Below are 11,089 nucleotides of genomic sequence, written 5' to 3' on the forward strand. Positions count from 1 at the left end.
GCGACGACCTCCCACCGCGCCGGACGCGCAGGGGGCGCGGTGGGAGGTCGTCGCGGAGTTCACCTGGGGGCTGTTGCAGCGGGTGGCCGTCACCGGCCGTCAGGACTGAGGGGCTCCTGGGCCTCGGCGGACCGCCGGGGCTTCGCGGGCACACAGCGCCATGCGAGGCCCGCGGCGGCCAGGTAGGCGAGCGCGCCGATGAACATGCTGGTGCGGATCCCGGCGCCGTAGCCGGTGGCGGAGGCGAGCAGGCTGCCGCCGAGAGCGACGCCGGTGGCGCTGCCGATCTGGCGGGTGGTGTTGAACAGGGCGGAGGCGGCCCCCGAGTACGCCGCGGGGGCGGCGCCCATCACGGTGGCGGTCGAGCCGGTGAGGGCGAAGGACGTACCGAATCCCGCGGCCATCATCGGCGCCACCAGCAGCGCGTAGGCCGGGTCGGCGCCGGCCGCGGTCCACCCGGCCAGCCCCAGGGCGGCCAGCAGCATCCCGGAGACCACCAGCGGACGGTCGCCGGTGCGACGGGCGAGCCGCCCGGACAGGACGGAGGCGAACATGGTCATCGCCACCGCCGGGAACAGCGCGAGTCCGGTGCCGAGGGCGCTGTAACCGCGCTGGTGCTGGAACTCCAGGCTGGCGGTGAACACCATGCCGTAGAAGCCGAAGTTGAACAGCAGGCCGATGCCGGCCGCGCCGCTCATGGCGCGGGAGCGCAGCAGGCCGAGCGGGAGGACCGGGGACCGGGCGAGCCGCTCGCGCGCCACGAACGCCACGGCGGCCGCCACGGCCAGTCCCGCGCCGGCGAGCACGGCCGGATCGGTCCAGCCCCGCCGCCCGGCCTCGTTGAGCGCCCCGGTCAGCAGCGCCACCGCCGCCACGACCGCGCACTGCGCCGGCCAGTCCAGCGCCCGGTCGGCGCGCCGGGGCGAGCGGGCCACGTGCCGCAGCGTCAGCACCAGGCAGGCCACGCCGACGGGCAGGTTGACGAGGAACACCCAGCGCCAGCCCACCGTGGAGACGAGCAGCCCGCCCAGCAGCGGCCCGGCCGAGGCCGCGATGCCCGCCATGGAACCCCACAGCCCGAAGGCCCGCGAGCGTGCGGCCCGCTCGGGGTAGGCCTGCTGGAGCAGGGCCAGGGAACCGGGCACGATCAGTGCCGCGCCCAGCCCCTCCACCAGCCGGGCCACCACCAGGAAGAGCGCTCCGGGCGCGAGCGCGCACGCCGCGGAGGACACGGTGAACACCGCCACGCCCGAGCAGAACACCCGGCGGTTGCCCAGCCGGTCCCCCAGCGCCCCACCGGTCAGCAGGAACCCGGCGAAGACCAGGGTGTAGCCGTCGGTGATCCACTGGATGCCGGTGAGCGAGGCCGACAGCTCCCGCCCGATCACCGGCACGGCGACGTTGATGACCGTCACGTCCAGGATCACCATGAAGTACCCGGCGCACACCGCGAGCAGCGGTGCCCAGGACCGTCGCTCGGAGGGCATGGCCCTACCACTACACCAAAAGCCTCACCAAGGGACGTATGTCCGCGTGATCAGCCGGCGGCGGCCAGGACCGCCTCGACCACCCTCGGCACGGACTGCGGGTGCAGCCACAGGAACAGGTTCGGCTCGACCAGCTCCAGCTCCATCACGCACGGCTCCCCGTCCGGCCCGGTGACGAGGTCCACGCGCGCGTACAGCAGCTCCGGCTGCCCGGGTACGGCGGCCAGCGCCCGCTCGGCGACGTCGAGTTCGGCGGCGGTCGGCTCCCAGGGCCGCAGGTCGGGGTGGGCGACCTTGTCGGCGTCGTACGGTGTGCCCGGCGCGAGGACCGCGCCCTTGCGGCTGGCGTGCAGCAGGCGCCCGCCGAAGAACTGCAGGGCCCGTTCGCCGGCGGAGTCGATGCTGCGCATGTACGGCTGCACCATCGCCGTGAAGCCCTCGGCGTGCATCCGCTTCAGCTGGCGCAGGGCCGTTTCGTGCTCGTCGTGGGTGTAGCGGGCGGCGAAACGGGCGCCGGCGCCGGAGGTGGGCTTGACGACGTACTCCTGGTGGTCAGGGAGGTCGGCGGGCTCGCCGGGCGCGATGTACCGGGTGGGGACGACGGGCACGCCGGCCGTCGCCAGATCCCCGAGGTACCGCTTGTCCGTGTTCCACCGCACGACCGCGGGCGGGTTGGAGAGCCGCGTCAGCGTTCCGCACCGCTCCACCCACGCCGTGAACTCCTCCGTCCGCCAGCTGTAGTCCCAGGTCGACCGGAGCACGGCGAGGTCGAAGCCGCCCCAGTCGGCGCCGGGGGCGTCCCACGGCACGGCAACGGCCTCGGCACCGGCGTCCCTCAGCGCCCGGACCAGCACGGGAAGGTCCTGGTCCTTGCTGGGCTCAGGACCGGAGTCGTAGGTGACGAGTGCGATACGGGGCACCAAGGGCTCCCTCTTCGTGCGACCGGACGATCGAACGGCAGGCTAGCAACCGGTGCCGGAACCAGAACAGCCCGCTTGACCTTCACCTTCGGTGAGACCCCAGCATCGGTGGCGGAACGGGAGGGAGGTGGCGAGGTGCACCGGGACATGCTGACGATCGGAGCGTTCGCGAAGGCGTGCCGGCTCTCGCCCAAGGCACTGCGCCTGTACGACGAGCTGGACCTGCTGCGGCCCGCCCGGGTGGACCCGGACACCGGATACCGGTACTACGCGGCCGGGCAGCTGGAGCAGGCCCGGCTGGTGGCGTGGCTGCGGCGGCTGGGCATGCCGCTGGCCGAGATCCGCCAGGTGTGCCGGCTCCACGACCGCGACTCCACGGCCGCCGCCCGGGAGATCCGCGCCTACTGGGCGCGTGTCGAGGCGCAGACGGCGGTACGGCGGGACCTCGCCGCGTTCCTGGTCGCTCACCTGACGGCGGACTCGGACGAGTCCGGAAAGGACACCGCCATGCTGGAACTGCGTTACTCCGCCCGCTCGGACACCGGTCGCGTCCGCCCCGCCAACCAGGACACGGCGTACGCGGGCACCCGGCTGCTCGCCGTCGCCGACGGCTTCGGACCGGCCGGCGCGCCCGCGAGCAGCGCCGCCGTAAAGGCACTGCGCTTCCTGGACACCGACGAGGTCCCGGCCGGCGGGGTCCTCAACCTCCTGGAGGACGCGGTGCGGGGCGCGGCCCAGGCCGTCCGGGACGTGGCCGACGGCGCCGACGACATCGGCACGACCCTCACCGCCCTGCTGTGGACGGGCTCACGGCTGGCCCTGGTGCACATCGGCGACTCCCGCGCCTATCTGCTGCGCGACGGCGAGCTGTTCCTCATCACCCACGACCACACGGTCGTCCAATCGATGATCGACGAGGGCCGTCTGACGCCCGAGGAGGCCGTCTCCCACCCCCAGCGGTCCTTCCTGCTGAAGGCCCTGACGGGCGACGGGGGCACCACGGTCGCGGACCTCCGGCTGCACGACACGCTGCCGGGCGACCGCTATCTGCTGTGCTCCGACGGCCTGACCGCTGTGGTCCCCGAGGACCGGATCCAGGAACTCCTCGCCTCGCCCGCCGCCCCCGGCGAAACGGTCCAGGCCCTGGTCACGGCGGCGAACGAGGCCGGCGGTCCGGACAACGTCAGCTGTGTGGTGGCGGACGTGGTGGAGCGGGGAGAGCACGCGGCCACCTCCTAGGACTCCTCGGGCTCCTCCGGCTCCCAGTCCAGCAAGCGCACCTTCGCCACCGTGCGCACGTGCCGTCGCATGGCCGTGGCCGCCTGGCGGGGCCGCTGTGCGGCGATCGCGTCGAGGATGGCCTGGTGCTGGGAGAGGGAGCGGGACGGGCGGCCGGGCTGGCGGAGGGACTCGGTGCGGCTCTCGGCGATCTGCTCGGTGATGGAGCGCATGAACTCCGCGAGCAGCGCGCTGTGGGCCGCCGCCGTCACGGCCGCGTGGAACAGCCGGTCGCCCTCCACGCCGTGACCGCCCGCCGCGATCTCCTCCGCCATGTGCGCGAGCGCCGAGCGCATCGCGGCGAGGTCCTCCTCCGAGCGCCGCTCCGCGGCCAGTTCGGCGAGTTTCGTCTCCAGCGCCTCCCGGGCCTCCAGGACGTCGGGCAGGCGCCGGCGGCGTTCCACCATCCGCTCGACCGGCTCGGTGTCGAGGCTGTCCCGCACGAGATACGTGCCGCCTCCGTGCCGGGCCTCCACCAGGCCCTGGACCTCCAGGACCACGATCGCCTGCTTCACCGAGGCGCGGCTCACCCCGAGCCGCTGGGCCAGATCGCGCTCGGGCGGCAGCCGGTCGCCGGCGCGCAGGCCGCCCTCGGCGACGTACTGACGCAGCCGCTCCAGCACCTGCTCGTAGAGGCGCTGTTTGGTCATGGGGCGCAGGGCGTCGGTCACGGAGTCCCCCTCTCGCCCGGAGCCTAACACCGGCACCTCTCGGTGGCCGAGTGGCTGAACCAATTCTTGCGCACCCCCTTGACGGACGCCCGGGCCGCGCCCACGCTGTTCAGCCAACGCACCTCAAGTGGCTCAGCCACTCGGCCACTCTTCTGGTGCTCCCAGCCGCTCCGGGGCCCAAAGACGGGAGCCCGTATGTCCCCCGAACTCATCTCCATCCTCGTCCTCGTCGTGGTGTTCGTCATCGCCACCACCCGTTCCGTCAACATGGGCGCGCTCGCCTTCGCCGCCGCCTTCGGGGTCGGCGGACTCGTCGCCGGTCTCGACGCGGACGGCATCTTCGCCGGCTTCCCCGGCGACCTGTTCGTCGTCCTGGTCGGCGTCACGTACCTCTTCGCGATCGCCCGCGCCAACGGCACCACCGACTGGCTGGTGCACGCCGCCGTCCGGCTCGTGCGGGGGCGGGTGGCGCTCATCCCCTGGGTGATGTTCGCCCTGACCGGCGCGCTCACGGCGATCGGCGCGGTCAGCCCGGCCGCGGTGGCGATCGTCGCCCCGATCGCCCTGAGCTTCGCCGCGCGGTACGGGATCAGTCCGCTGCTGATGGGCGCGATGGTCGTCCACGGCGCCCAGGCCGGCGGCTTCTCCCCCATCAGCATCTACGGCTCGATCGTCAACGGCATCGTGGAACGCGAGAAGCTCCCCGGCAACGAGGTGGTCCTGTTCCTCGCGTCCCTCGCGGCGAACCTGGTGATCGCGGGCGTGGTGTTCGTGGTGTGCGGCGGCTTGAAGCTGCAGGGGGACATAGCTGCGGGCAGTCGTGCCGCTGGGGCGGCACGGGTGGGCGCAGCGGCACCTCGTACCGCCGAGCTGCGGACCGACCCGACCCCAGCACCCGGTACCGCCGAGCTGCGCACCGCCCCGGCCCCGGCAACCGACACGCTGAGCCCGGAAACGACCAGCCTCACCCCCTCCCGCACAGCCACCCTCGCCTCCCTCCTCGCCCTGGTGATCGCCGTCCTCGTCTTCGACCTGGACGCCGGCCTCACCGCCATCACCCTCGCCGTCGTCCTCAGCACGCTGTGGCCGGACGACAGCCGCAAGGCAACGGGCCAGATCGCCTGGCCGACGGTCCTCCTCATCTGCGGCGTCCTCACCTACATCGGCGTCCTCGACGAGATGGGCACCATCACCTGGGCGGGCGAGGGCGTGGGCGACATCGGCATCCCCCTGCTCGCCGCGGTCCTGCTCTGCTACATCGGCGCACTCGTCTCGGCGTTCGCCTCCTCCGTGGGCATCATGGGCGCCCTGATCCCCCTGGCCGTGCCGTTCCTCGAACGGGGCGAGATCGGCGCGATCGGCATGGTGGCCGCACTCGCCGTGTCGGCGACCGTCGTGGACGTCAGCCCGTTCTCCACGAACGGCGCACTCGTCCTGGCCGCCGCGCCGGACGTCGACCGCGAGCGTTTCTTCCGGCAGCTGATGGTGTACGGAGGGATCGTGGTGGCGGTCGTACCGGCGGCGGCGTGGCTGGTGATGGTCGTGCCCGGATGGGGATAGACGGCCCCGCCGCCCACGGACAACCGCAGGCAACAGCTAAGGAGATGTGACGCGTGACCCCCCTCTTCCCGGCCCTGACCGAATCGCCGGCCGACCGCCCCGCCCTCCGGTTCGGCGAGCGCTCCCTGACCTACGCGCAGCTCGCCGCCGCGGCCGGCGCGCTCACGGGCCGCATCGGCGAGGCCACGCGGGTCGCCGTGTGGGCGACCCCCACCATGGAGACCGCGGTCGCCGTCGTCGCCGCGCTGCTGGCCGGCGTCCCCGCCGTGCCGCTCAACCCGAAGTCGGGCGAGAAGGAGCTCGGGCACATCCTGTCCGACAGCGCGCCCGACCTCGTGCTCACGGCACCGGACGACCAACTCCCCGCCCCCCTCCGGGACCTGCCCCGCCTCGATGTCGACGTGCACGGCACCGGGCCGGTGCCCCAGGAGCGCGCCGACGAGGCCGACCCGGCGCTGATCGTCTACACCTCCGGCACCACGGGCCCGCCCAAGGGTGCCGTCATCCCGCGCCGGGCGATCGCCTCGACCCTGGACGCGCTGGCCGACGCGTGGCAGTGGACCGGCGACGACGTCCTCGTGCACGGGCTGCCGCTGTTCCACGTGCACGGCCTGGTCCTGGGCACCCTCGGCCCGCTGCGGCGCGGCGGCTCGCTGCGGCACCTGGGCCGCTTCAGCACGCAGGGCGTCGCCCGGGAGCTGAGCACCGGGGCGACCATGCTGTTCGGCGTGCCGACGATGTACCACCGGATCGCGGAGGCGGTGACCGGCGACCCGGAGCTGGTGAAGGCGCTGACCGGGGCGCGGCTGCTGGTGTCCGGTTCCGCCGCGCTGCCCGTGCACGACCACGGGCGGATCGCGACGGCGACCGGGCGGCGGGTGATCGAGCGGTACGGCATGACGGAGACGCTGATGAACACCAGCGTCCGTGCCGACGGCGAGGCCCGCCCGGGCACCGTCGGGGTTCCGTTGCCGGGCGTGGAGCTGCGGCTGGTCGAGGAGGACGGCTCGGAGGTCACCGCGTACGACGGGGAGACGGTGGGCGAGATCCAGGTGCGCGGACCGAACCTGTTCACCGAGTATCTGAACCGGCCCGACGCCACCGCCGCCGCCTTCACCGCCGACGGCTGGTTCCGCACCGGCGACATGGCGGTGCGCGACCCCGACGGCTATGTCCGGATCGTCGGCCGCAAGGCCACCGACCTGATCAAGAGCGGCGGTTACAAGATCGGGGCGGGGGAGATCGAGAACGCGCTCCTGGAGCACCCGGGGGTGCGGGAGGCCGCCGTCACCGGGGAGCCGGACGCCGACCTGGGCGAGCGGATCGTGGCGTGGATCGTCCCGGTGGAGCCCGAGTCCCCGCCGTCGCTCGACGCGTTGGCGGATCACGTGGCGAAGCGGCTCGCCCCGCACAAGCGCCCCCGGGTCGTCCACCACCTCGACGCCCTGCCCCGCAACGACATGGGGAAGATCATGAAGCGGGCACTGCCCCATGACTGAGCGCCTGTCCGCCCGCTCGATGGTCGACGCCCTCGCCGACGACGCCACCTTCACCGAACTGCCCGGCGTCATAAGGGACCCGAAGCCCGACGGCCCGCTCGGCTGGCCCGGTTACGACGCCCTGCGCGCCCGTGCCGTCGAGCGCACCGGCGAGCAGGAGTCCGTGGTCTGCGGCACCGCCCGTGTCGGCGGCACCCGGGCCGTGCTGATCGCGTTCGAGTTCGGCTTCCTCGGCGGCTCGCTCGGCGAACGCACCGGCGACCGGCTGGAGGCGGCGTACACCTACGCCCGGGAGCACCGCCTCCCGGTCGTGCCGCTGGTCGCCACCGGCGGCAGCCGGATGCAGGAGGGCATGCTCGCCCTGACCCAGCTCCAGCGCGTGGCCCGGCAGTCGGCGCTCACCCGGGAGGCGGGGCTCGCGCAGGTCGCGGTGGTGCGCGATCCGACCACCGGGGGCGGCTGGGCCACCCTGGGCGCGGGCGCCGACGTGGTCCTCGCGCTGCCCGGGGCCCAGGTCGGCTTCGCCGGCTCCCGGGTGCGGCCGGCGGACGCGGACCCGGCGGCGTACACGGCCGAGGCGCAGGTCGCGGCGGGCGCGGCGGACGCGGTCGTACGGCCGGAGGAGCTGCGCGAGACGCTGGGCCGGTGGCTGCGGCTGCTGACGTGTCCGTCCGGCACGCCGGCCCCGCCGCCCGATCCGCTCGGCGACGACACGGGCCTGCCCGCCACGGGCTGGGACGCCGTCCGGCGCGCCCGCTCGCCCCGGCGCCCGCGCGCCGCCGCCTACCTGGACGCCTACTTCTCCGACCGGGCCGCGATCAGCGGCGACCGCTGCGGCGGCACGGACCCGGAGGGCATGCTGTGCGGCTTCGGCACACACGAGGGCCGTACCGTCGCCTACGCCGCGCAGACCGGCACCGCGACCCGCCCCGCCGGCTACCGCACCGCCGCCCGTCTGATCCGCCTCGCGGACCGGCTGGGCATCCCGGTGCTGACCCTCGTGGACACCCCGGGCGCCGCCAACGACGCGGCGGCGGAGCGGCAGGGCGCGGGCCCCGCGATCGCGGACCTGTTCGGCGCGGTGGCGAGCGCCCGCACCCCGGTGACGACGCTGGTGATCGGCGAGGGCGGGTCCGGCGGCGCGCTGGCGCTGGCCGCGCCCGGCAACACCTGGGCCACGCCGGACAGTTACTTCTCGGTGATCGCGCCGGAGCTGGCGGCGGCCATCCTCAAGCGGCCGCCGCGCGAGGTGGAGGCGACGGCGGACCAGCTCCGCATCCGGCCGCAGGATCTGGTGGAGCTGGGGGTGATCCGGGGGGCCGTGGGACCGTAAGTCAGGTGGTGCCCCCACACACCATCAAGTACCTTCCGTCACAATGGATATGCCCAACGCGACGGAACCACGGGGGTGTCATGGACGGGTTGGTCGAGTTCAGAACCGGTGACGGTGCCGTGGTCGCGGTCGAGGCGGTGGAGGAGCGGTCCGGCTCCCGCCTGGTCTCCCGGGGCGACGGTACGGTCCAGGCGACCCGCACCTTCGAGGGCGCCCTGGAGGGGGTGCGCTCGGCGGCGGAGTCCGCGCTGCGGGTGTTCCGGGACGGCTCGCTGAAGCCCGACGGTGTGGAGATCGAGTTCGGGGTCAAACTGTCCGCGGAGACGGGCGCGTTCATCGCCAAGGGCACCGCCGAGGGCCATCTGGTGGTCAAACTGACCTGGTCGCCGTCCACGCCGGACACACCGTCCGCGCCGCAGGCCCCGGCCCCGTCCGCCCCGCAGCCCCCGTCCATCCCGGAGGCCGGCGCCGCGTCATGAACCACGCCGTGGACAGCGCCCTGGTGAGCTCCCTGAACAGCGCCGAGTGGCACGCCCGGGTCGAGTTACGGGGCCGGGTGGCCGGAGCCGGTTTCCTGGTCGCGCCCGGCACGGTGCTGACGTGCGCCCACGTCGTGGGGGACGGCGAGGGCCTGACCGTGACGTTCACGGAGCGGCCCGGCTCCCCGCCCGTGCCCGCCCGTGTGGTCGCCCACGGCGGCTGGGCCGGCGCCGGCACCGACCTCGGTGACCTCGCCGTGCTGGCCCTCGACCGGGAGGTGCCCATCGCCCCGGCCGCGCTGGCCCCGGTCGACGCCGCGCACGGCCCAACGCCGCGCAAGCTCGTCGTCTACGGCTTCCCGGCCGGCTTCGACGAGGGCACCCTCGCCGAATACCGCGTCACCGCACCGCAGTTGATCAAACGGGAGTGGCTCCAGCTGGAGGCGTGGCACCCGGGCGGCCAGCCCCTGGCCCCCGGCTTCAGCGGGGCCGCCGTCACCCTGGCCGACACCGGCGAGGTCGTCGGCATGGTCACGGCGGCGGCCGGCACGAGGGACGTGCGCACCGGCCGGATGATGCCCGTCCAGGTCATGGCCCGCTACTGGCCGGCGCTGCAGAGCCTGGTCCCCACCTCGGACCACACGACCGCCGACCGGGCCCGGCTGCGTGCCCTGGTCGAGAAGGCGGCCCGCGCGGGCGTGGACTGCGACCCGGTCCGGCTCTACAGGGCTGCGGCCGACCCGTTCGATCCGCCGCCGCCCGAGGAGGGGTTCGACTCGCTGTGGTCGGCGGCCCTGTTCGTGCTGTGCGAACTCGACGGCCCGGGCGCCGCGCGCACGGTGTCCCGGTTCGCCGACCGGCTTCAGGCCCTGCTGCACACCCCGGCCGTGGAGCCGTCGGCGCCCGACTGGTCGCCCATCCTGGTCGAACTCGGGCACAGCGGCGCGGGCGACGACCTGGTCCGCGTCGAGGTGTCCGCGTACAGCGAGGGGCGGCGGCACCCGGTGGACTCCGGCACGGTCGAGCAGCACCGGCTGCGCGCCTACGTGCAGGACCGTATCGAGGCGGCCTTCCGGTATCTGACGCCCGGAGCCGACGAGCTGGTCGCCTTCGCGCTGCCCCGGGACTGGCTGGACTGGCCCGTCGACCGCTGGGAGAGCGCCCCCGACGACGCCACCCCGCTCGGCTGCGTCTACCCGCTGGTCGTCACCGACCACGCCCGGCGCAAGGCCAGCACCCGGCATGTCCTGACCCGGGCCTGGAAACGCCTCGACGCCTTACCGGGCGCGCGGATGCACCGCGTGGAGTGCGGCGGCCCGGAGGAGCCCGGGCGGCTGCGGATGCGGCTGCGGCAGCCCGGCGCCTGTCTCGCCGGGTTCGGCACGGCCCCGGCCTCCGCCCGCACCCGGCCGCACTTCGACACCTCGCTCACCGCGCCGGCCCCGGTGATCGTCTGGTCGCGCGACGGCTGCGGCTCGGGGCAGGAGGACTGCTCCGGAGCGGACGGCTGCACCGGCAAGGCCTTCCTCGACGCGCTCGACGCCTGCGTGAAGGCCGTACCGCCCGCCGAACTCCCCCGCAGGATCCTGGCCCTGCGCGAGGAGGCCGACGCCGAGGAGGACCACTGGGCCCACGGCATCCAGCTGCTCTGGGACGACCCGCGTGTCTTCGCCGACCCGCACGCCGTCGCCGCCGCCCACGCCCGGACCCCGGTGGCCTGACGCACCGCGGGCCCGGCCCGCCCGCACCCGAGAACCACCAGCTCGACAACGGAGAGCGGAGAACATCCCCCATGCCGCACTGGTCCGTCTACACCGGCGAGAACGAGCCGCACGACGGTATCGACCACCTCCCCGCCCCAC

Annotated in this window: 9 protein-coding genes; 6 read left to right on the plus strand and 3 right to left on the minus strand. The window is 74.3% G+C overall.

What is annotated here, in order from left to right:
• Positions 1-89: 89 nt before the first annotated feature.
• Both CCL05_RS38635 and CCL05_RS46695 read right to left on the minus strand, forming a co-directional pair.
• A complete protein-coding gene (locus tag CCL05_RS38635) occupies positions 90-1,487 on the minus strand; it encodes an MFS transporter (RefSeq protein WP_086565286.1) in 1,398 nt (465 codons plus the stop codon).
• A gap of 50 nt (positions 1,488-1,537) precedes the next feature.
• Positions 1,538-2,407, minus strand: coding sequence for an ATP-grasp domain-containing protein (locus tag CCL05_RS46695; RefSeq protein ID WP_086565287.1), 870 nt, complete (start codon positions 2,405-2,407; stop codon positions 1,538-1,540).
• A gap of 147 nt (positions 2,408-2,554) precedes the next feature.
• On the opposite strand from CCL05_RS46695, the gene CCL05_RS38645 reads away from it, so the two are divergent.
• Complete coding sequence (locus CCL05_RS38645; RefSeq protein WP_086565293.1) at positions 2,555-3,646, plus strand: MerR family transcriptional regulator; 1,092 nt, start codon at positions 2,555-2,557, stop codon at positions 3,644-3,646.
• Here the strand turns inward: CCL05_RS38645 and CCL05_RS38650 are convergent.
• Positions 3,643-4,356 (minus strand): FadR/GntR family transcriptional regulator, encoded by a 714-nt coding sequence (locus CCL05_RS38650; protein ID WP_086565288.1) that lies wholly within the window; start codon positions 4,354-4,356, stop codon positions 3,643-3,645. The two genes, CCL05_RS38645 and CCL05_RS38650, sit on opposite strands and share 4 nt — an antisense overlap.
• A gap of 195 nt (positions 4,357-4,551) precedes the next feature.
• Here CCL05_RS38650 and CCL05_RS38655 point away from each other — a divergent pair, with 195 nt between their 5' ends.
• From CCL05_RS38655 to CCL05_RS38675, 5 genes are all read left to right on the plus strand, one after another.
• A complete protein-coding gene (locus CCL05_RS38655) occupies positions 4,552-5,916 on the plus strand; it encodes an SLC13 family permease (RefSeq protein WP_086565289.1) in 1,365 nt (454 codons plus the stop codon).
• A 53-nt stretch (positions 5,917-5,969) separates the two neighbouring features.
• Positions 5,970-7,415, plus strand: a complete 1,446-nt coding sequence (locus CCL05_RS38660; protein ID WP_086565290.1) for an acyl-CoA synthetase — start codon at positions 5,970-5,972, stop codon at positions 7,413-7,415.
• The gene (locus CCL05_RS38665; RefSeq protein ID WP_086565291.1) at positions 7,408-8,748 is read left to right on the plus strand and encodes a carboxyl transferase domain-containing protein; all 1,341 of its coding nucleotides are present in this window, start codon (positions 7,408-7,410) and stop codon (positions 8,746-8,748) included. Before CCL05_RS38660 ends, CCL05_RS38665 begins: the two co-directional genes overlap by 8 nt.
• 80 nt (positions 8,749-8,828) lie before the next feature.
• A complete protein-coding gene (locus CCL05_RS38670; protein WP_086565292.1) occupies positions 8,829-9,227 on the plus strand; it encodes a CU044_2847 family protein in 399 nt (132 codons plus the stop codon).
• Positions 9,224-10,948, plus strand: a complete 1,725-nt coding sequence (locus CCL05_RS38675) for a VMAP-C domain-containing protein (protein WP_244204545.1) — start codon at positions 9,224-9,226, stop codon at positions 10,946-10,948. The genes CCL05_RS38670 and CCL05_RS38675 overlap by 4 nt, the downstream gene beginning before the upstream one ends.
• The last annotated feature ends 141 nt before the right edge of the window (positions 10,949-11,089 follow it).

Source organism: Streptomyces africanus (genome assembly GCF_002150735.1).
GTDB classification, from domain to species: domain Bacteria; phylum Actinomycetota; class Actinomycetes; order Streptomycetales; family Streptomycetaceae; genus Streptomyces; species Streptomyces africanus.

What these genes read in the sequence shown, in the direction of transcription:
- CCL05_RS38635 (WP_086565286.1), bottom strand. Translation starts at nt 1,487, where the DNA reads ATGCCCTCCGAGCGACGGTCCTGGGCACCGCTGCTCGCGGTGTGCGCC.
- CCL05_RS38645 (WP_086565293.1), top strand. Translation starts at nt 2,555, where the DNA reads ATGCTGACGATCGGAGCGTTCGCGAAGGCGTGCCGGCTCTCGCCCAAG.
- CCL05_RS38655 (WP_086565289.1), top strand. Translation starts at nt 4,552, where the DNA reads ATGTCCCCCGAACTCATCTCCATCCTCGTCCTCGTCGTGGTGTTCGTC.
- CCL05_RS38665 (WP_086565291.1), top strand. Translation starts at nt 7,408, where the DNA reads ATGACTGAGCGCCTGTCCGCCCGCTCGATGGTCGACGCCCTCGCCGAC.
- CCL05_RS38670 (WP_086565292.1), top strand. Translation starts at nt 8,829, where the DNA reads ATGGACGGGTTGGTCGAGTTCAGAACCGGTGACGGTGCCGTGGTCGCG.
- CCL05_RS38675 (WP_244204545.1), top strand. Translation starts at nt 9,224, where the DNA reads ATGAACCACGCCGTGGACAGCGCCCTGGTGAGCTCCCTGAACAGCGCC.